The sequence below is a fragment of the Micromonospora sp. NPDC093243 genome (assembly GCF_044753725.1).
GTDB lineage: Bacteria > Actinomycetota > Actinomycetes > Mycobacteriales > Micromonosporaceae > Micromonospora.
In genome coordinates this window covers 137,649-157,643 of the sequence record NZ_JBIVNT010000008.1, presented here as the reverse complement: position 1 = coordinate 157,643, position 19,995 = coordinate 137,649, and the positions used below count along the sequence as shown (strand labels likewise).

Sequence of the window (19,995 nt, the reverse complement as noted above, 5' to 3'; positions counted from 1 at the left end):
TCGACCCGCGTCGCACCCGACCTGAGCCACCGGGCAGTCGAAACCGGCGCCGTGAGACCCGTGCCGGCGGTGGGATGCGCATTCCGGCCGACGGCCAGGTCACGGGTGTGACGATACGGTGACAAAGGTCGCCTCCGGTTGTCGTACCCGGGTGGAAGATGTTGGGTGATAGATCGCGGGTGACCCGACAGCAGGATCGCCCGTCGGACACGCGGCCGGCCCGGACGGGTCGCGCCGGGACACGGAAGGCGGGCATCATGCGCGCACGCACACGACTGGCCATCGGCGGGGCCGCGGCCCTGACCGTCGCCGGGCTGCTGACCGGCTGCGGTGGCGCCGGCTCCTCCGGCACCGACGCTCCCCAGCAGGAGGCGAGTGGGGCCGGTTGTGCCCCGGTGGCCGGCGACCAGCTGGTGGTCCTCGACGACGACAAGAAGCTCCAGAACAGTGACAACATCATCCCGGCGGTCAACGCCGACGCGGCGAACCCGCAGCTGATCGCCGCGCTGGACAAGGTCTCCGCCGCGCTGGACACGCCGAAGCTGATCCAGCTCAACAAGGCGGTCGACGTCGACCGGAAGACCCCGAAGGCGGCGGCCGAGGAGTTCGCCACGGCCAACAACCTGACCAACGGGATCGCCAAGGGACCGGGCGGCCAGATCGTGGTCGGCGCCGGCAACTTCAGCGAGAGCGAGACGCTCGGCGAGCTCTACCGGATCGTGCTCACCGCCGCCGGCTACCAGGTGCGGGTGCAGCAGATCGGTAACCGGGAGCTCTACGAGCCGGCCCTGGAGAAGGGCGAGATCCAGGTCGTCCCGGAGTACGCGGCGTCCATGGCCGAGTTCCTCAACACCAAGGCCAACGGGGCGAACGCCCAGCCGGTCTCGTCCCCCGATCTGGACAAGACCGTCACCGCGCTGAAGGCCAGCGGTGACAAGGTGGGCATCGTCTTCGGTGCGCCGTCGCAGGCGCAGGACCAGAACGCCTTCGCGGTCACCAAGGCGTTCGCCGACAAGTACGGCGTCAAGAACCTCTCCGAGCTGGCCAGCAAGTGCTCCGGCCAGGCGACGGTGCTCGCCGGTCCGCCGGAGTGCCCGCAGCGGCCGAAGTGCCAGGCCGGTCTGGTGCAGGTCTACAACTTCAACGCCGGTTCGTTCAGCTCGCTGGACGCCGGTGGGCCGCAGACCAAGAACGCGCTGAAGACCGGCGCCGCCAGCGTTGGCCTCGTCCTCTCCTCGGACGGGGCGCTGGCCGCCAGCTGACCCGTCCGGGCGCGGCAGCGCCCGACATCCCGACGCCGGCCGGTCGCCGGTGGCCCTGGTGGCCACCGACGGCCGGCCGCGTCCGTTGCGCCCCGAACGCCGAGTGAGGGCACGGGTGAACGGCGGGTGCACCCGGTCCGCACGGGCGGTTGCCGGCGTACGCCGCCGGTCGTGGGCCCGTTCCCACGGGCGGCAACTCTCGGTAGGCTGCACAGCCATGCCCGCCTCGGTCACCTCCGACGCCAAGCGCAGTCCGGCGCTGCTGACCGTCCTCTTCTGGATCGGCGTGGCGCTGGCCCCGGTGGCGGCGCTGATCCTGCTGGTCGCGGACGGCAACGGCCCGCTGCGCTTCGCCGCCGTGCTCGCCATCCTGGCCGTGGTGCTGATCGGCCTGTCGATCGCGCTGCGCGCCGACGGCGACGGCGGTCAGGCCCGCTCCGAGGAGCTGCTGGACGAGATGGAGCAGCTCCGCCGGGAGTTGCGTGGCGAGATCGTGGCCGCCGCCCAGCGCGGCAACCAGGCGCTCGACCAGGCTCAGCGGGCCCAGGAGGCGGTCGCCGCGGTGCACCGGCGGATGGAGGCCACCAGCGCCGCCCTCGCCGGGGGTGCGGAGCCGGCCGGCGCCGGTCGGGCCCGAGTGTCCGTCGCCGCCGAGCCGGCCGAGGAGGCCCCGTCCGGCCGAGGCCGGGCGGCCCAGGAGGACGCCGCACCCCGGTGGGGGCGGTCCGACTGGGAGGACGACGAGGAACCCCGGCGAGCGCAGCCCACCCGGCACGGCGCCGACCGGCCCGCCCCGGGTCAACACGGGGCTGAGCGCCCGCCCGCAGCCGTGTACGGCGAGCGTCCGGAGCCGGCCGGGGTCTACGGCGAGCGCCCGGAGTCCGCCGGGGCCTATGGCGAGCGCCCGGAGTCAGCCCGCGGATACGGCGAGCGCCCCGGCCCAGCCGGCGTCCACGGCGAGCGGCCCGGTTCCGCCGGGGTGTACGGCGGGGACCGTCCGGCCGCTGCCCAGCCCGGCGTCTACGGTGCCGCCGCGCGTCCCGCCGAGCACGACGGGCGGGCCGCCGCGGAGCCGCACCGCCCGGTCGGCATGGTCCGGCACACGGAGACGGTGCACGTCACCACCCGGCACACGATCGTGGACGGGGGATCGGCCGAGCCGGCGGGTGGCCGCTACGGCGGCGGATACGCCGGTGCCTGGTCGCCCCCGGCGGAGGAGCGGTCGTGGGGCGGGTCCCGCCCCGACGAGCATTCCTGGGCGGGCACCGGCCCCGAGGAGCGGTCCCGGCCCGGGTACGCCGCTCCCGACGAGCGTTCCCGCCCCGGCGACGATCGGCGATGGGCTGGGCAGCCCGACCTGCGCGACGAGTCGGGCTGGGAGGGGCACCGCGAGCGGGGCCGGGCCGACCGGTCCCGGTCGGCCCCGGAAGACCAGCGGGGCTGGTCCGAGCAGCCCGTGGCGGGCGAGCCGGGCTGGGGCGTCCCCGCCGAGCGGCCCGGCCCGGAGCGACCGGAGCAGCCCGACGACACCGGGCAGTACTGGGCGCAGTTGCGGGCCGGGGACCGGTGGGCGGCGGTGCGGGACGACGATCGTGGCCGGGAGTTGCGGGTCGGCGAGCGGCACGCCGAGGTGCACGCCGACGCCACCGGCACCGAGTACCGGGTGGCCGACCGGTGGGCCTCGGTCCGCCGCGAGGAGCCGCGTCGGGACGAGCCGCGCCGGGACGAGCCGCGCCGGGATTACGACCGGGGTGGTGACGAGGGCTGGCGGGGTGGCTGGGCCGAGCCGGAGGAGCGCCCGGGGCTACCCGCCGGCGGGGTGCCGGTGCCGGACGAGTGGCGTCCGCCGCGGCAGCGGGGCTACCAGCCGACCGACGTCGAGCCGGAGCGGGTGGGCCGACGTGCGCGGGGCGAGGAGGAGTACTACGGCTATCCGCCGCAGGACGACGTGCCCCGCGCCGGTGGGGCCCGCGCCGACCGCTGGCGCTGACCCGCCCGCCGGAGCAGCCCGAGCCCGCTACTTGTCGATGTCGCCGACCACGAAGAACATCGAGCCGAGGATGGCGATCAGGTCCGGCACCAGGCAGCCGGGGAGCAGGGTCGCCAACGCCTGCACGTTGGCGTACGACGCGGTGCGCAGCTTCAACCGCCACGGCGTCTTCTCCCCGCGCGACACCAGGTAGTAGCCGTTGATCCCGAGCGGGTTCTCGGTCCACGCGTAGGTGTGCCCCTCCGGCGCCTTGACCACCTTGGGCAGCCGGGTGTTCACCGGCCCGGTGAGCCGGTCGACCCGGTCGAGGCACTGCTCGGCGAGGTCGAGCGAGGCGTAGACCTGGTCGAGCAGCACCTCGAACCGGGCGTGACAGTCACCGGCGGTCTTGGTCACCACCGGCACGTCCAGCTCGTCGTACGCCAGGTAGGGGTCGTCGCGGCGCAGGTCCAGGTCGAGCCCGGAGGCGCGGGCGACCGGGCCGGACGCGCCGAACGCGGCGGCGTCGGCGGCGGAGAGCACGCCCACCCCGACGGTGCGGGCCATGAAGATCTCGTTGCGGCGGATGAGGTTGTCGAGGTCGGGCATCCGCCGGCGTACCTCGCCGATGGCGGCCCGGGCCCGGCCGGTCCAGCCCGCCGGCACCTCCTCCTTCAACCCGCCGACCCGGTTGAACATGTAGTGGATCCGGCCGCCGGAGACCTCCTCCATCACCGCCTGGAGGGTCTCCCGCTCGCGGAACGCGTAGAACACCGGGGTGATCGCGCCGATCTCCAGCGGGTACGAGCCGAGGAACATCAGGTGGTTGAGCACCCGGTTCAGCTCCGCGAGGGCCATCCGCAGCCAGGTCGCCCGCTCCGGCACCTCCAGGCCCATCAGCCGCTCGACGGCGAGCACGACGCCCAGCTCGTTGGCGAAGGCCGACAGCCAGTCGTGCCGGTTGGCCAGCACGATGATCTGCCGGTAGTCGCGTACCTCGAAGAGCTTCTCCGCCCCCCGGTGCATGTAACCGACGATCGGTTCGGCCGAGACCACCCGCTCGCCGTCGAGGACGAGCTTGAGCCGGAGCACGCCGTGCGTGGACGGGTGCTGCGGGCCGATGTTGAGCACCATGTCGGTGCCGAGCTGCTGCCCGCCGGTGCCCGCCACCAGGCCCGCTCCGGTACCGACGGTCAGCTCGCGGAGGTCCCCGGTCTCGGTGCTCATGCCCGTCATCGTGCCACGAGCGGGTCGAGCTCGACGCCGACCGGCTGCCGCAGCCACCAGTGCCCGCCGAGGCCGGCCGGGTCGGTCAGTTCGGCCACCGTGGACGCGGCGGCGAGCGCCCGCAGGTAGCCGGCCGGGTCGGTGCCGGCCAGCGCCAGCGGCGGTCGGCCACCGTCGGCCCCGAGCGCCCGCAGCGCCTCCCGCTGCGACCCCAGGGTGTACGCGCACCGGGCGACCCGCTCACCGCAGGAGGCGACCGAGTCCATGGCGACGTGCGCGGTGACGTCGCACGACCCGTCGGGCACCGGTGGCACCTGACGCCCGCCCCGGTACCCGGTCAGGCTGCCGTCGATCGGGCGGTCGCCACGCAGGTGTCCGTAGTCGACGGCCAGCGCCAGCCCCCGGTCGACGTGGCCCACGGCCCCGGCCCAGGCCTCGTCCCGGCTCCGCCCGATCTCGGCCCGCGCCCCGACTGCCGTGTCGGGCACCGGCCACCAGGTCGCCAGCCACTCGGCGTCCTCGGCGCCGACCGGGTCACCGACCGTCTCCGCGCCCGTTGCCGGATCGACCAGCAGATAGCGCCAGCCATCCGAGGCGTGCACGGCACGATCGAGCGGCATGTTGTCCAACCACTCGGTGGCCAGCAGCAGCCCCGTGATCCCGGAGGGGATCTCGGCCACCCAGTCGATGCCGTCCGGCAGGTCGTCAGGGCGCGGCGCGTGTTCGACGGCGGTGAGCCGCAGCCGCCCCGCGAGCGGCGGCCCCACGGCCTGGACCAACGCGCGCAGGAGTTCGCCACGACCAGCCCCGACGTCGACGACGTGCAGCCGCGCAGGGTGATCGAGCGCCGCGTCGACCTGATCGAGGAGGCGGAGCAGGGCAGCCGCGAAGGCTGGGGAGGCGTGCGCGCTGGTGCGGAAGTGCCCGGCCGGCCCGGGCCCGGAGACGAAGAAGCCACCCGGGCCGTAGAGCGCCCGGTCCATCGCGTCCCGCCAGCGGATCGGCATCAGTTCATCCCTCGTCCAGGGTCCGTGACCGTGCCGACCCTACGGGCCAGCCGGTGTGGGACGACTCCTCCTCCCCCGGCGCGTTGTCGTACCGCTGCTGCTGACCGGTTCGTCGACGCCGGCTTCCTGGCCGACCGCCGCTGACCTGCGGTAAGGGCCCCTGCCGGGCGGTGCTTCACCGGCGGGGTCCGACCCGCCGCCGGGGCCGCTCCCGGGCGGTGAAGGTTTTCACACACCCTTGTTCCCCCTGCGTGACTTCGGCGCATACTTGCCATCGACCGGTACCCCTTCTCGAGGACTGGATCGTCGACATGAGCGCACCGCTGCGCCCGCGTCCGGCCGCCCCCCGGCGGGCCGCCGCGACCGTGGGCAGCGCCCGACCGGGCGCCCCGGCTGCTGTCACCTTCCCCCGTACCCTCACCGTCGGCGTCGTCGGCGCCGGGCGGGTCGGCGCCGTGCTGGGCGCCGCGCTCGCCGCCGCCGGGCACCGGGTGGTGGCCGTCACCGGTGGGTCCGGTGCGAGCCGAGCCCGCACGGCGCTGCTGCTGCCCGCCGTCCCGCGTCGCGCCGCGACCGTGGTGGCCCGGGCCGCCACCGATCTGCTGCTGATCGCCGTGCCGGACGACTCGCTGGCCGGCGTCGTCGCCGCCCTGGCCGACAGCGGCGCGCTGCGCCCCGGCCAGCTGGTCGCGCACACCTCCGGCGCGCACGGTCTCGACGTGCTCGCCCCGGCGGTGGCGGTCGGCGCCCGCCCGCTGGCTCTGCACCCGGCGATGACCTTCACCGGTACGCCCGACGACCTCGGCCGGCTCGCCGGCATCTCGTACGGGGTGACCGCGCCGGCGGAGCTGCGCCCGCTGGCGGCCCGACTGGTCGCCGACCTCGGCGGTGTGCCGGAGTGGATCGGTGAGGCCGACCGGCCGCTCTACCACGCGGCCCTGGCGCACGGCGCCAACCACCTGGTGACCCTGGTCAACGAGGCGGCCGACCGGCTGCGCGACGCCGGCGTGGGTCAGCCGGAGAAGGTGCTCGCCCCGCTGCTGCGGGCCGCGCTGGAGAACGCGCTGCGCCTCGGCGACGACGCGCTCACCGGCCCGGTCTCCCGGGGCGACGCGGGCACCGTCGGGCGGCACCTGGCCCGGCTCGCGGCCACCGCCCCCGAGTCGGTCGCCCCCTACCTGGCGCTGGCCCGGCGCACCGCGGACCGGGCGATCGCGGCCGGTCGGCTGCGCCCGGCCGACGCCGCGCCGCTGCTCGGTGTGCTCGCCGACACTCAGCGGCAGGTGGCCGCGTGACCGGGCCGGGAATGGCCGCAGGTCCGTCGGCGCTGTGCACGGGGCGGGAGGTGGGAGCGTGACCGAGCTGGTGACGACCCGCGAGGAGCTGGCCAAGGCGCGGGCCGCGCTGACCGGCACGGTCGGCGTCGTGATGACGATGGGCGCGCTGCACGCGGGGCACGAGACGCTGCTGCGGGCGGCCCGGGAGCAGGCCGACCACGTGCTGGTGACGATCTTCGTGAACCCGCTGCAGTTCGGGCCGAACGAGGACTTCGACCGCTATCCGCGTACCCTCGCCGCCGACCTGGAGATCTGCCGGCGGGCCGGCGCGGACGTGGTCTTCGCGCCGGGCCGCGACGAGATCTATCCCGGCGGCGAGCCGACGGTCCGGGTCAATCCGGGCGCGCTGGGCGAGGAGTTGGAGGGGCAGAGCCGGCCGGGCTTCTTCCACGGGGTGCTCACCGTGGTGCTGAAGCTGTTCCAGCTCACCCGCCCGGATCTCGCCTTCTTCGGTGAGAAGGACTACCAGCAGCTGACCCTGATCCGTCGGATGGCCCGCGACTTCGACGTGCCGGTCCGGGTGGTCGGCGTGCCGACCGTGCGGGAGCCGGACGGGCTCGCCCTGTCCAGCCGTAACCGCTACCTCTCCGGGCCCGAGCGGGCCGCGGCGCTGAGCCTGTCGGCGGCGCTGCGGGCCGGCGCCGAGGCGGCCGAGCAGGGGCGCGACGCCGGCGAGGTGCTGGCCGCGGCGCACCAGGCGTTCGGCGCCGGTACGCCGGGCGCCCGGCTGGACTACCTGGTGCTCACCGACCCGGACCTGGAGCCGGGACCGGTCAGCGGGCCCGCCCGGCTGCTCGTCGCGGCCTGGGTCGGCGGCACCCGTCTGATCGACAACGCGGCGATCCCGCTCGCCCCCCGATCCTGAAACCCGGCCCGTTCCGCGAAAGGCGCACCCCGATGTTGCGAACCATGCTCAAGTCGAAGATCCACCGCGCCACGGTGACCCAGGCCGACCTGCACTACGTCGGCTCGGTGACGGTCGACGAGGAGCTGCTCGAAGCCGCCGACCTGCTCCCCGGCGAGCAGGTGGCGATCGTGGACATCACCAACGGCGCCCGGCTGGAGACGTACGTCATCCCGGGCGAGCGGGGCAGCGGGGTGATCGGCATCAACGGCGCCGCCGCGCACCTGGTGCACCCCGGCGACCTGGTCATCCTGATCTCGTACGGGCAGATGGACGACGCCGAGGCCCGCACCTACCGGCCTCGGGTGGTGCACGTCGACGGGGACAACCGGGTCGTCGAGCTGAACGCGGACCCGGCCACCGCCGCCGCCGGCACGGCCGGTGATCCGGTGCCCAATCCGTTCGCCGCGGTCTGACCGTACCCGCGTGGCCGATCGTCCCCTTTGTGTGGGATGACGGCGCCCGTGCGCGCTGACCCGCCCCGGGTGGCCTGCGCGGTCTGTCACCGGTAGGTCATTCCTGGTTACCCTTGTCACACCCGTCGCGGGGCGGGCGGTGGCTGGGGGAGGCCGCGATGCGCCGTTCGTTGACCGTCCTGCTCGCGCTCGCCAGCACGGCCGCCCTGCTGGTCGGCTGCGCCGGCGAGGGCGACGGCGATCTGACCGACGACTGGCCGGCCCTGCCGGTCGCGGCGGCGTTCACCCCGGCCGCCGGGGTGTGCCAGGCGGCTGACTTCACCGACGTGGTGACCCTCGCCGCCTACCAGCCGGTCGACTGCGCCGCGCCGCACCGGGTGGAGACCGTGCACGTGGGCGCCTTCCCGGTGGAGTGGGCGACGCCGCCGGCCGGCGGTTCGGCCCAACTGCGCGGCGCGTTCGCCGAATGCGACGCCCGGACCAGCGGCTACGTCGGCGCCGACTGGCGGGCGGGCCGGTTGCGCCTCTCCGTCGCGCTGCCCTCCGGCGCGGGCTGGTCGGCGGGCTCCCGTTGGTACCGCTGCGACGTGTCCGAGCTGACCACGGTCGAGGCCGCGGCGACCGTGGTCACCCGTACCGGCAGTCTGCGGGACGTGTTGAAGGGCCCCTCCCCGCTGCGGCTGGGCTGTCAGGAGGCCCGCACCGGTCGGGGCGGAGGCGGCGTGCAGACGCTGCTGCCGGTCGACTGCGCGTCCCGGCACGACGCCGAGTTCGTCGGGGTGTGGCCGGCGCCCGAGGGCGCCTACCCCACCCGGGACGCCGACTGGGCCCCGCTCTACGCCGGCTGCCGCACCGTGCTCGGCCGGTACGTCGGCGTGCCGGACGACAGCGACCTGCGCTACCGCAGCGGCGTGGTCGTCCGGCCGCCCGGCGCCGGCCGGTGGCGGGTCGGCGACCGGGGGGTGCGCTGCTACCTGTGGCTCAGCGACCGGACGGTGACCGGCTCGCTCAAGGGCGCCGGCCCGGCCGGCCTGCCGGTGCGCACCAGCTGACCGGGCCCGGGACGAGGTAGCCGAAACCACTCGTCCCGCCCCCGCCGCCTCTCGCGAGCGCGGTTCGCGGTTGACTGTCTGCATGGACCTTCCGACCGTCGACCTGCCGGCCCTGCCGAGTCTGCTGGCCGCGCCCGCGCCGGGTTGGGTGGAGACCACCGACGTGATCGTGGTCGGTTCGGGCGTGGCCGGGCTGACCGCCGCGCTGCACCTGCGCGAGGCGGGTCTGCACGTCACCGTCGTCACCAAGGTCAACATTGACGACGGGTCGACCCGCTGGGCGCAGGGCGGCATCGCCGCGGTGCTCGACCCGCGGGACACCCCGGCCGCGCACGCGTCGGACACCGAGGTCGCCGGGGTCGGGCTCTGCGACCCGGCGGCGGTCCGCGTCCTGGTGGAGGAGGGGCCGACCCGGCTTCGCGAGCTGATGCGGATCGGTGCCGAGTTCGACCGGAACCCGGACGGGTCTTTGATGCTCACCCGGGAGGGCGGGCACCGGGCGGACCGGATCGTGCATGCCGGTGGCGACGCCACCGGCGCCGAGGTGCAGCGTGCTCTGCACGACGCGGTTCGCCGCGACCCGTGGATCCGGCTGGTCGAGCATGCCCTGGTGCTGGACCTGATCCGGGCACCCGGCGACGGCCCTGGCGGGCTCGGCCCAGCCTGCGGTATCACCCTGCACGTGCTCGGCGAGGGCAGCGAGGACGGCGTCGGCGCGCTGCTGGCCCGGGCCGTGGTGCTGGCCACCGGCGGGATGGGGCAGATCTTCGCGGCCACCACCAACCCGGCCGTCTCGACCGGCGACGGGGTGGCGCTGGCGATCCGGGCCGGCGCCGCGGTGACCGACGTGGAGTTCGTCCAGTTCCACCCGACCGCGCTGATCGTGCCGGAGCACGCCCGGACGCCCGGTGCCCTGCGCGCCCAGCAGCCGCTGGTCTCCGAGGCGCTGCGCGGCGAGGGCGCCCACCTGGTGGACGCCGACGGCAAGCGGTTCATGGTCGGCCAGCACGAGCTGGCCGAACTGGCCCCGCGGGACGTGGTGGCCAAGGGCATCCACCGGGTGCTGCTCGCCACCGGCAGCGACCATGTCTTCCTCGACGCCCGGCACCTGGGCGGGGAGTTCCTGGCCGGGCGTTTCCCGACCATCGTGGCGTCCTGCCTGGCCATCGGGGTCGACCCGGCCACCGATCTGATCCCGGTGGCGCCGGCCGCCCACTACGCCTCCGGCGGTGTCCGCACGGACCTGCGTGGCCGCACCTCCATCCCCGGCCTGTACGCCTGCGGCGAGGTCGCCTGCACGGGGGTGCACGGCGCGAACCGGTTGGCCAGCAACTCGCTGCTGGAAGGGCTGGTCTTCTCCCGCCGGATCGCCGAGGACATCGCCGCCGGCCTGCCCGAGCAGGCCCGACCGGCGGAGACCGGGGCGTGGGTCGGCGGCACGGGCTGGGTCGTCCCGGCGGAGGGGACGCCGGCCCTGCAGCGGGCGATGACCCGGGGCGCCGGGGTGCTCCGCTCGGCGGCGACCCTCGCCGGAACCGCCGGGGTGCTCGCCGAGCTCGGTGCCGGGCGGGGCCGACCGCGGCTGGCCGACTGGGAGGCGACGAATCTGATCACCGTGGCGTCGACGCTGGTCGCCGCCGCGTACGCCCGGCAGGAGACCCGTGGGTGTCACTGGCGGGAGGACTTCCCGACGGCCGACGACCGGTGGCTGGGCCACCTGATCGAGGTGGTCGGTGCGCAGGGTCGGTTGACGCAGCAGTGGGAGGGAACGTCATGAGGAAGTCGACGGAGCAGGCGCTGCGGGCCGGCGGCCTGGATCCGGCCGAGGTGCGCCGCGTGATCGAGAATGCCCTCGCCGAGGACCTGGGTCCGGACTTCCTCGACGTCACCAGCGTCGCCACCATCCCGGCCGAGCAGGCCGACACCGCCGACCTGGTGGCTCGCGCCGACGGGGTGGTGGCCGGACTGGCGGTCGCCGTCGGGGTCTTCGAGCTGGTCGGCGAGGTGACCGCCGCCGAGGGCGCGGTATCGGTCTCCCTGGTCGCGGCCGACGGCGAGCGGGTGGCCCGCGGGGACGTGCTGGCGACGGTCACCGGCCCGACCCGGCTGCTGCTCAGCGCCGAGCGGACGGCGCTCAACCTGCTCTGCCGGATGTCCGGCGTGGCCACCCACACCCGTGCCTGGACCGACGCGCTGGCCGGTACGAAGGCGATGGTGCTGGACACCCGGAAGACCACCCCCGGCCTGCGCGCCCTGGAGAAGTACGCGGTGCGGGCCGGCGGCGGCACCAACAAGCGGCTCGGCCTCTACGACGTCGCGATGATCAAGGACAACCACAAGCTCGCCGCGGGCGGCATCACGGCGGCGTACCGCCGGGTCCGGCAGGCGTTCCCGGAGGTCCCGGTGCAGGTGGAGGTGACCACCGTCGCCGAGGCGGTGGAGGCGGTCGAGGCCGGCGCGAACTTCCTGCTCTGCGACAACATGACCCCGGAGGAGCTGGTCGAGGTGGTGGCCGCGGTCGGTGACCGGGCCGAGCTGGAGGCGACCGGTGGGCTGACCCTGGCGGTGGCCGCCGAGTACGCGGCGACCGGGGTGGACTTCCTCTCGGTGGGGGCGCTGACCCACTCCTCGCCGATCCTCGACATCGCCATGGACCTGCGTACCGAATGACCGGCTCGGGCCCGGTCGACCGACCGGGCCCGTACCGGGCGGGTCAGACCGTGGTGAGCGAGGTGCTGGCCAGGTTGAAGATGACCCGGTTCTCGGTGTCCTGCCGACTGTCGAGGCCGTACTTTGCCCGGAACAGTTCGAGCACCCGGTTGTAGACCTCCGGGGCCAGCTCGTCGGCCTCGCCGATGGCGAAGACCTCACCGTCCGCCTCCGGCCGGTCGAGCACCACGGTCAGCCCGGTCATGCCGTGCCGGGCCACGTTGCGGACCAGGTCGGCGCCGGCGATGTACCAGTCGCCGTCCGAGCGTACGTAGAGCGCCTCGCAGGTCTCCAGGTCGCGGCCGCCCTGACGCAGGCAGAGCCGCAGGCTGAGGCAGGCGGCCAGGTCCTGCGTCGGCGCGGTGTCCCAGAGTTCGGCGAAGCGGTCGTCGACGAACTCCCCGAGCGGCGTCGAGACGTACGCCTCGATCTGCTGGGTGTCGAAGGTGCTGCCCCGCACCGGGAAGAACGAGATGAACGCCTTGCTGTCCCAGCGGTACATCTGCACCGAGGGTGCCGCGCTGTAGATCCGCACCTGGAGCCGGGCCCGGGCCGACTCGGGCAGCTCCTCGTGCAGCCGGGCCAGGTGCCAGAGGTTGTTGAGGATCGCCACCGAGGCGTCGCGGCGGCGCAGCTCCTCGCCGCGCAGCCGGACCGCGGGGGAGTCCGGGTCGAGCAGCAGCATCCGTACCGTCGCGCCGTTGGCCAGCGAGGAGCGCAGCGCGGAGACGAATCGGCGGGCGTACGGGCCCTCCAGCATGCTGGTCCAGGTCTCCAGGATCGCGACCAGCTCGCGGCATCGGGCCACCCGCTCGATCAGCGCGTCCCGATCCAGCCGGGGATGCTCGATGATGCTCGCGGTCTGGAGCTCTCGGAAGAGCGGGTTGAGCACCACGTAGGTCAGCAACGTCATGATCAGCGCGGCGCCGATGTTGAGGTAGAGCTCGCCGGCGAAACTCCCGGTCTCCCGTCGGGACGCGTGCCAGGCCTGCACGACCATCCAGACGGCCCCACCCGCGAGGGCGATGAGCACGAGCACGTGGCGCCGGCGCCGGCGCAGGGTGTTGCGCCCGCGCGCCCACCACTTTCCCGACATGTCCGCTCCCCGTCCGGCCGCGCCGTGGATCGACCCATGTTCATGCCGCGATGGAACAAGGATACGGGGCGTCGGCCGGTCCGCGCCCGCCCGTACGGTCGTTGTCTAGGCTGCGGTCGTGCTGCTCTGCATCGACATCGGAAACACCAACACCGTGCTGGCGACCTTCGACGGCGACAAGCTGGTGCACTCCTGGCGGATCAAGACCGACGCCCGGTCCACCGCGGACGAGCTGGGCCTGATGTTCCGCGGCCTGCTCGCCGGGGACGCGGTCGAGATCACCGGGGTGGCCGCCTGCTCCACGGTGCCGGCGGCGCTGCGCTCGCTGCGCACCATGCTCGCCCGCTACTACGCCGACCTGCCGAGCGTGATCGTCGAGCCCGGCGTGCGGACCGGGGTGCAACTGGCGATCGACAACCCGAAGGAGGTCGGCGCCGACCGGGTGGTGAACACCCTCGCCGCGTACACCCTCTACGGCGGCCCGTCGATCGTGGTCGACTTCGGTACCACCACCAACTTCGACGTGATCAGCGACCGGGGCGAGTTCCTCGGCGGCGCCTTCGCCCCGGGCATCGAGATCTCCTTCGACGCGCTCGCCGCCCGCGCGGCCCAGCTGCGCAAGGTCGAGGCGACCCGGCCGCGGTCGGTGATCGGCAAGAACACCGTCGAGTGCCTCCAGTCCGGCCTGTACTTCGGCTTCGCCGGCCAGGTGGACCGGATCGTCGAGCGGATGACCGACGAGCTGGGCGAGGTGCGGGCGGTGATCGCCACCGGCGGACTCGCCTCGCTGGTGCTCAACGAGTGTCGGACTATCACCCACCACGAGCCGATGATCACGCTGATCGGCCTGCGGATGGTCTACGAGCGCAACGTCTGACCCCGGCCGCCGCCGGGGCCGGACGCCGCGCGGGGGTCACCGCCGCCGGGCCCGCAGCACGATCGTCCGGTACGGCAGCTCGACCGTCTCCCGCCCGGCCAGCTCCGGGTGGGTGGCGAGAAGCTCCCGTAGCTCCCGCTCCACCAGCTGCCGGGCCTCGGCCGGCGCGGTGAGCCAGTAGGAGCGGGTCCGGATCAGGGCGACCAGGTCGTCCAGCGTGAGCGTCGTGGCGTGGGCGAAGTGACCCACCTCGATCGGCTCGAACTCGGGGCCGAAGTCGGCGTACTTCTCGGTCACGTCCCCGGCGTTGTCGCCCAGGTGGGCGATCCGGCCCAGCTCCGCCACCCACTCGACCCGCTCGTCCCGGGTGTTCCAGATCGGCGCGAACGTGCCGCCGGGGCGGAGGACCCGCGCGATCTCGGCGTGCGCGCGCTCGCGGTCGAACCAGTGGTAGGCCTGGCCGACCAGCACCGCGTCCGCCGCGCCGTCGGCCAGCGGCACCGCCTCGGCGCTGCCTGCCAACGCCGTCGTGCCCGGGGTGGCGGTCGCCAGCTGCGCCCGCATCCCCGGATCGGGCTCCACGGGTACGACCCGGTGGCCCAGGGCCAGCACGGCGCGGCTGAGGATGCCGGTGCCGGCGGCGAGATCGACGACCCGGGCCGGCGCGTCCCCGCCGGTCATGTCGTCGAGCGCCCACCGTACGGCGGCTTCCGGATATCGGGGCCGAAAGCGGTCGTAATCGGCCGCGGCGGCACCGAACGAGAGAGCCTGAGTGTGATCGACCATGGCGGGCAGGTTATCCGGTAACAGCCCTCTGTGGGCTTGAGTACGCTCGGGCCTGACCCCCTGAATCTCCGTGACGAGGAAGCGTGCCGTGACCGAGCAGAACGCCCTGCCAGTGGACCCCGCCGACGACCTTCCCGAGCAGATGAAGGTCCGCCGGGAGAAGCGGGACCGGATGCTCGCCGACGGCGTCGAGCCGTACCCGGTCGGCTTTCCCCGTACCGCCACCCTCGCCGAGGTCCGCGCGCGTTACGGCGATCTGCCGACCGACACCGCCACCGGGGACCGGGTCTCCGTCACCGGACGGGTGATCTTCATCCGGAACACCGGCAAGCTCTGCTTCGCCACCCTGCGCGACGGCGACGGGACCGAACTTCAGGCGATGCTCTCGCTCGACCGGGTCGGCCCGGAGCGGCTGGAGGACTGGAAGCGCCTGGTGGACCTCGGTGACCACGTCGGGGTCACCGGCGAGGTGATCACCAGCCGTCGGGGTGAGTTGTCGGTGCTGGCCGAGGAGTGGGCGGTGACCGCGAAGGCGCTGCGGCCGCTGCCGGTGGCGCACAAGCCGCTCTCCGAGGAGGCCCGGGTCCGGCAGCGCTACGTCGACCTGATCGTCCGCCCGCAGGCCCGCCAGATGGTCCGCACCCGGGCGGCGACCGTCCGCAGTCTGCGCGACTCCCTGCACGGGCAGGGTTTCATCGAGGTCGAGACCCCGATGCTGCAGTTGCTGCACGGTGGTGCCGCCGCCCGCCCATTCGTGACCCACAGCAATGCGTTGAGTACCGATCTGTATCTGCGAATCGCGCCGGAACTGTTTCTGAAGCGGGCCGTGGTCGGTGGTGTCGACCGGGTCTTCGAGATCAACCGCAACTTCCGGAATGAGGGCGTCGACTCTTCGCACTCGCCGGAGTTCGCCATGCTGGAGACCTACCAGGCGTACGGCGACTACGACACGATGGCCGAGCTGACCCGGAATCTCGTGCAACAGGCGGCGATCGCGGTGAGTGGCTCGACGGTGGTCACCCACGCCGACGGGCAGGAGTTCGACCTGGGCGGCGAGTGGCGATCGGTGACCCTGTTCGGGGTGCTTTCCGAGGCGCTCGGCGAGGAGGTCACGGTCCGCACCGAACGCGCCCGCCTGGTGGAGTACGCCGACAAGGTGGGATTGGCCGTCGACCCGAAGTGGGGGCCGGGCAAGCTCGCCGAGGAACTGTTCGAGGAGTTGGTCGTCCCGGGCCTGCAGGCGCCGACCTTCGTCCGGGACTACCCGGAGGAGACCAGCCCGCTGACCCGGGCGCACCGCAGCGAGCCCGGGCTGGCCGAGAAGTGGGACCTCTACGTGCTCGGCTTCGAGCTCGGCACCGCCTACTCCGAGCTGGTCGATCCGGTGGTGCAGCGGGAACGGCTGGTGGCCCAGGCGCAGCTGGCCGCCCGCGGCGACGACGAGGCGATGCGGCTCGACGAGGACTTTCTCCGGGCGATGGAGTATGGAATGCCGCCCGCCGGCGGTATGGGAATGGGAATCGACCGGCTCTTGATGGCGCTGACCGGCCTGGGAATTCGGGAAACGATCCTGTTCCCGTTGGTCCGCCCCGAGTAGTCGCCGGCCCGGCCACCGGTGGTTATACCGCATCCTATTGACGCAACGAGCGCCGAACGGGTTATTGTGCTCTGAGTTAGCAGGAGCACCCTGCTCGAAAGGAATGTGGGACGTGGCCAAGCAGATCATTCACAAGCTGGTCGATGACCTGGACGGCGGGGACGCTGACGAGACGGTCAAGTTCGCGCTGGACGGAGTTCAGTACGAGATCGACCTGTCGAGTGCGAACGCCGAGAAATTGCGTGACGTATTCGCGCAGTACGTGGCGGCCGGCACCAAGGTCGGTCGCGGCGGCGTCGTGGTCGGCGGCCGGGCGGCGCGGGGCCGGGGCGGTGCCACCGCCGACCGGGAGCAGAACCGGGCGATCCGGGAGTGGGCCAAGAAGGCCGGGAAGGACATCTCCGACCGGGGCCGGATCCCGCAGGAGATCGTCGACGAGTTCCACGCCCGGCGCTGACCGAGCGGACAGTACGGGCGACCCGACGCCGGGCCGGAGCACCGCTTCGGGCCGGCGTCGCCGTATTCCCGCCCGCAGGCCCGATCGGTGCCGGACCACCCCCGCGGCCCGGGGCGGCCGGGTCGGTGCCGTACCACTCCCGAGGCCCGCGGCGGCCGGGAAGAAAGCCCCGCGAGCCGACGTTGTCCACAGGCGGTGGAGATTCTGTCCACAGCCTGTGGATGACTCCCGGGCGGCCCCCAACGGGCCGCGCCGACGCGGATTCGGCCCCTTCGGGGCCCGAACGGCCCGTCCACGGGCGGGGGCGAATTTCGCTCTGCGCGTAGCGCCGGAGGTGCCGGAACACCTTCTGAGCGCGCACGGTTGTGCAAAACGACGCGAACCCGGCTCCCCCCGGAGACACACGACCTCAGCTGAGTCGGTCCGCGGCGATAGAGTAATGAGGCACGGACGCCCGTCCCGGACGTTCGCGCACCGGCCCCGCCAAGATCTTGACCATCAAGGCGCACGGCACGTGAGGAGCACGAGGGCATGTTCGAGCGGTTCACCGACCGAGCGCGACGGGTTGTCGTCCTGGCCCAAGAAGAGGCCCGGATGCTCAACCACAACTACATCGGTACGGAACACATCCTGCTGGGCCTGATCCACGAAGGTGAAGGCGTCGCGGCTAAGGCCCTGGAGAGCCTCGGCATCTCCCTGGAGGGCGTCCGCCAGCAGGTCGAGGAGATCATCGGCCAGGGCCAGCAGGCGCCGAGCGGGCACATCCCGTTCACGCCGCGGGCCAAGAAGGTGCTGGAGCTGTCGCTGCGCGAGGCGCTGCAGCTCGGCCACAACTACATCGGCACGGAGCACATCCTGCTCGGTCTGATCCGGGAGGGTGAGGGCGTCGCCGCCCAGGTGCTGGTCAAGCTCGGCGCCGACCTCAACCGGGTCCGCCAGCAGGTGATCCAGCTGCTCTCCGGCTACCAGGGCAAGGAGCCGGCCGCGGCTGGCGCCGCGCCGGGCGAGGCCGCGCCGTCCACCAGCCTCGTGCTGGACCAGTTCGGCCGTAACCTGACCCAGGCCGCCCGCGAGGGCAAGCTCGACCCGGTCATCGGGCGCGAGAAGGAAATCGAGCGGGTCATGCAGGTGCTCTCCCGCCGTACCAAGAACAACCCGGTCCTGATCGGTGAGCCCGGCGTCGGCAAGACCGCCGTGGTCGAGGGGCTGTCCCAGAAGATCATCAAGGGCGAGGTGCCCGAGACGCTGAAGGACAAGCAGCTCTACACGCTCGACCTCGGTGCGCTGGTAGCCGGTTCCCGCTACCGCGGTGACTTCGAGGAGCGCCTCAAGAAGGTGCTCAAGGAGATCCGCACCCGGGGCGACATCATCCTCTTCATCGACGAGATCCACACCCTGGTGGGTGCGGGTGCCGCCGAGGGCGCGATCGACGCGGCGAGCATCCTCAAGCCGATGCTGGCCCGAGGTGAGCTGCAGACCATCGGCGCCACCACCCTCGACGAATACCGCAAGCACCTGGAGAAGGACGCCGCGCTCGAGCGCCGGTTCCAGCCGATCCAGGTGGGTGAGCCCTCGCTGGCCCACACCATCGAGATCCTCAAGGGGCTGCGCGACCGCTACGAGGCGCACCACCGGGTGAGCATCACCGACGCCGCCCTGGTGGCGGCGGCGACCCTGGCCGACCGCTACATCTCGGACCGCTTCCTGCCGGACAAGGCGATCGACCTGATCGACGAGGCCGGCGCCCGGATGCGCATCCGCCGGATGACCGCGCCGCCAGACCTGCGCGACTTCGACGAGCGGATCGCCCAGGTCCGCCGCGACAAGGAGTCCGCGATCGACGCGCAGGACTTCGAGCGCGCCGCCCAGCTGCGCGACAAGGAGAAGCAGCTCCTTGGCCAGAAGGCACAGCGGGAGAAGGAGTGGAAGGCCGGTGACCTGGACGTCGTCAGCGAGGTTGACGACGAGCAGATCGCCGAGGTGCTCGGCAACTGGACCGGCATCCCGGTCTACAAGCTGACCGAGGAGGAGACCTCGCGCCTGCTGCGCATGGAGGACGAGCTGCACAAGCGCGTCATCGGCCAGGAGGACGCGGTCAAGGCGGTCTCGAAGGCGATCCGGCGTACCCGGGCCGGCCTGAAGGACCCGAAGCGTCCGTCGGGCTCGTTCATCTTCGCCGGTCCGTCCGGCGTCGGTAAGACCGAGCTCTCCAAGGCGCTCGCCGAGTTCCTCTTCGGCAGCGAGGACGCCCTCATCCAGCTGGACATGTCCGAGTTCCACGACCGCTACACGGTCTCCCGGCTCGTGGGTGCCCCTCCCGGCTACGTCGGCTACGACGAGGGCGGTCAGCTGACCGAGAAGGTGCGGCGTCGGCCGTTCTCGGTGGTCCTCTTCGACGAGATCGAGAAGGCCCACCCGGACGTCTTCAACACGCTGCTCCAGATCCTGGAGGACGGTCGGCTCACCGACGGTCAGGGTCGGATCGTGGACTTCAAGAACACGGTCATCATCCTGACCACCAACCTTGGCACGCGCGACGTGGCCAAGGCGGTGTCGCTGGGCTTCCAGGCGTCGGAGGACTCCGAGTCCAACTACGACCGGATGAAGCAGAAGGTCAACGACGAGCTCAAGCAGCACTTCCGGCCTGAGTTCCTCAACCGGATCGACGACACGATCGTCTTCCACCAGCTGCGCGAGTCCGAGATCCTCTCGATCGTCGACATCATGATCCAGCGGATCGAGACGCAGCTGCGCAACAAGGACATGGGCCTGGAGCTGACCGACAACGCCAAGAAGTACCTGGCGAAGAAGGGCTTCGACCCGGTTCTCGGTGCGCGTCCGCTGCGTCGCACGATCCAGCGCGACATCGAGGACAACCTCTCCGAGCGGATCCTCTTCAACGAGCTGACCCCGGGTCAGATCGTGGTGGTGGACTGCGAGGGTGACCCGGCCGACATCGACAAGTCCAAGCTCGTCTTCCGGGGCGCGGACAAGCCGGTGGAGGTGCCGGACGCCGTGCCGGCGGACCTCGGTGGCGCGGCCACCGCGGGTGCGGACGACTCGGCGGCGTAAAGGCTAGGCGAATGTGACGGGGCCCCGGTGGCGTAAGCCACCGGGGCCCCGCCCTTTTGTCCTCACCCCGCCGGGCCGGCCCCGCCACTCTCGTCCTTGAGCGCTCGGCCCGCCTGACCCGCGCGCCTGGCCGCTGGTATCCGCCCTGCGGATGCCCGCCAGCTGATCGACTCGGGTTCACGGAAACCGGGCCCACCAGGTGACCGGACAACCCGACATCCCGGAAC

The 19,995-nt window shown here is 72.9% G+C and carries 15 protein-coding genes and 1 pseudogene; 12 read left to right on the top strand and 4 right to left on the bottom strand.

Annotated features, from left to right (window positions below; genetic code table 11):
* Positions 1-138: 138 nt before the first annotated feature.
* Together ACIP9D_RS26160 and ACIP9D_RS26155 are read left to right on the top strand one after the other, a co-directional pair.
* Positions 139-1,262, top strand: a pseudogene (locus tag ACIP9D_RS26160) (glycine betaine ABC transporter substrate-binding protein).
* Between the two features lie 217 nt (positions 1,263-1,479).
* Positions 1,480-3,252 (top strand): hypothetical protein, encoded by a 1,773-nt coding sequence (locus ACIP9D_RS26155; RefSeq protein ID WP_350873529.1) that lies wholly within the window; start codon positions 1,480-1,482, stop codon positions 3,250-3,252.
* A 27-nt stretch (positions 3,253-3,279) separates the two neighbouring features.
* Here the strand turns inward: ACIP9D_RS26155 and ACIP9D_RS26150 are convergent, their stop codons facing one another.
* Positions 3,280-4,467, bottom strand: coding sequence for an NADH-quinone oxidoreductase subunit D (locus ACIP9D_RS26150; protein ID WP_350873528.1), 1,188 nt, complete (start codon positions 4,465-4,467; stop codon positions 3,280-3,282).
* Positions 4,464-5,465 carry an SAM-dependent methyltransferase gene (locus ACIP9D_RS26145; protein ID WP_350873527.1) on the bottom strand — a complete coding sequence of 334 codons (1,002 nt, stop codon included), beginning with the start codon at positions 5,463-5,465 and terminating at the stop codon, positions 4,464-4,466. The genes ACIP9D_RS26150 and ACIP9D_RS26145 overlap by 4 nt, the downstream gene beginning before the upstream one ends.
* 311 nt (positions 5,466-5,776) lie before the next feature.
* Here ACIP9D_RS26145 and ACIP9D_RS26140 point away from each other — a divergent pair, with 311 nt between their 5' ends.
* The 6 genes from ACIP9D_RS26140 to nadC all read left to right on the top strand — a co-directional run bounded on the left by ACIP9D_RS26140 (position 5,777) and on the right by nadC (position 11,844).
* Positions 5,777-6,760 carry a Rossmann-like and DUF2520 domain-containing protein gene (locus ACIP9D_RS26140; RefSeq protein WP_350873526.1) on the top strand — a complete coding sequence of 328 codons (984 nt, stop codon included), beginning with the start codon at positions 5,777-5,779 and terminating at the stop codon, positions 6,758-6,760.
* 58 nt (positions 6,761-6,818) lie between these two features.
* Positions 6,819-7,667: a pantoate--beta-alanine ligase gene (gene panC, locus ACIP9D_RS26135; protein ID WP_350873525.1), complete on the top strand. Its 849-nt coding sequence runs from the start codon at positions 6,819-6,821 to the stop codon at positions 7,665-7,667.
* A 32-nt stretch (positions 7,668-7,699) separates the two neighbouring features.
* The gene (gene panD, locus ACIP9D_RS26130; protein ID WP_350873524.1) at positions 7,700-8,122 is read left to right on the top strand and encodes an aspartate 1-decarboxylase; all 423 of its coding nucleotides are present in this window, start codon (positions 7,700-7,702) and stop codon (positions 8,120-8,122) included.
* 158 nt (positions 8,123-8,280) lie between these two features.
* Positions 8,281-9,174 (top strand): septum formation family protein, encoded by an 894-nt coding sequence (locus ACIP9D_RS26125; protein ID WP_350873523.1) that lies wholly within the window; start codon positions 8,281-8,283, stop codon positions 9,172-9,174.
* 82 nt (positions 9,175-9,256) lie between these two features.
* On the top strand, positions 9,257-10,951 hold the full coding sequence (locus ACIP9D_RS26120; RefSeq protein WP_350873522.1) for an L-aspartate oxidase: 1,695 nt from the start codon (positions 9,257-9,259) through the stop codon (positions 10,949-10,951).
* On the top strand, positions 10,948-11,844 hold the full coding sequence (gene nadC, locus ACIP9D_RS26115; RefSeq protein ID WP_350873521.1) for a carboxylating nicotinate-nucleotide diphosphorylase: 897 nt from the start codon (positions 10,948-10,950) through the stop codon (positions 11,842-11,844). The genes ACIP9D_RS26120 and nadC overlap by 4 nt, the downstream gene beginning before the upstream one ends.
* A 43-nt stretch (positions 11,845-11,887) precedes the next feature.
* On the opposite strand, the gene ACIP9D_RS26110 is transcribed toward nadC, so the two are convergent.
* Entirely contained in the window at positions 11,888-12,979 is a 1,092-nt protein-coding gene (locus ACIP9D_RS26110) for a hypothetical protein (RefSeq protein WP_350873520.1), read from the bottom strand.
* A 118-nt stretch (positions 12,980-13,097) separates the two neighbouring features.
* Between ACIP9D_RS26110 and ACIP9D_RS26105 the strand changes: the two genes are divergently transcribed.
* The gene (locus ACIP9D_RS26105; protein ID WP_350873519.1) at positions 13,098-13,856 is read left to right on the top strand and encodes a type III pantothenate kinase; all 759 of its coding nucleotides are present in this window, start codon (positions 13,098-13,100) and stop codon (positions 13,854-13,856) included.
* Positions 13,857-13,892: 36 nt separating this feature from the next.
* On the opposite strand, the gene ACIP9D_RS26100 is transcribed toward ACIP9D_RS26105, so the two are convergent.
* Positions 13,893-14,642, bottom strand: coding sequence for a class I SAM-dependent methyltransferase (locus ACIP9D_RS26100; protein ID WP_350873518.1), 750 nt, complete (start codon positions 14,640-14,642; stop codon positions 13,893-13,895).
* Between the two features lie 88 nt (positions 14,643-14,730).
* On the opposite strand from ACIP9D_RS26100, the gene lysS reads away from it, so the two are divergent.
* The 3 genes from lysS (at position 14,731) to ACIP9D_RS26085 (ending at position 19,768) form a co-directional block, all read left to right on the top strand.
* Entirely contained in the window at positions 14,731-16,239 is a 1,509-nt protein-coding gene (gene lysS / locus ACIP9D_RS26095) for a lysine--tRNA ligase (protein WP_350873517.1), read from the top strand.
* 112 nt (positions 16,240-16,351) lie between these two features.
* The gene (locus tag ACIP9D_RS26090; RefSeq protein ID WP_350873516.1) at positions 16,352-16,696 is read left to right on the top strand and encodes an Lsr2 family protein; all 345 of its coding nucleotides are present in this window, start codon (positions 16,352-16,354) and stop codon (positions 16,694-16,696) included.
* Between the two features lie 531 nt (positions 16,697-17,227).
* Positions 17,228-19,768, top strand: a complete 2,541-nt coding sequence (locus ACIP9D_RS26085) for an ATP-dependent Clp protease ATP-binding subunit (protein WP_350873515.1) — start codon at positions 17,228-17,230, stop codon at positions 19,766-19,768.
* Positions 19,769-19,995 lie beyond the last annotated feature (227 nt).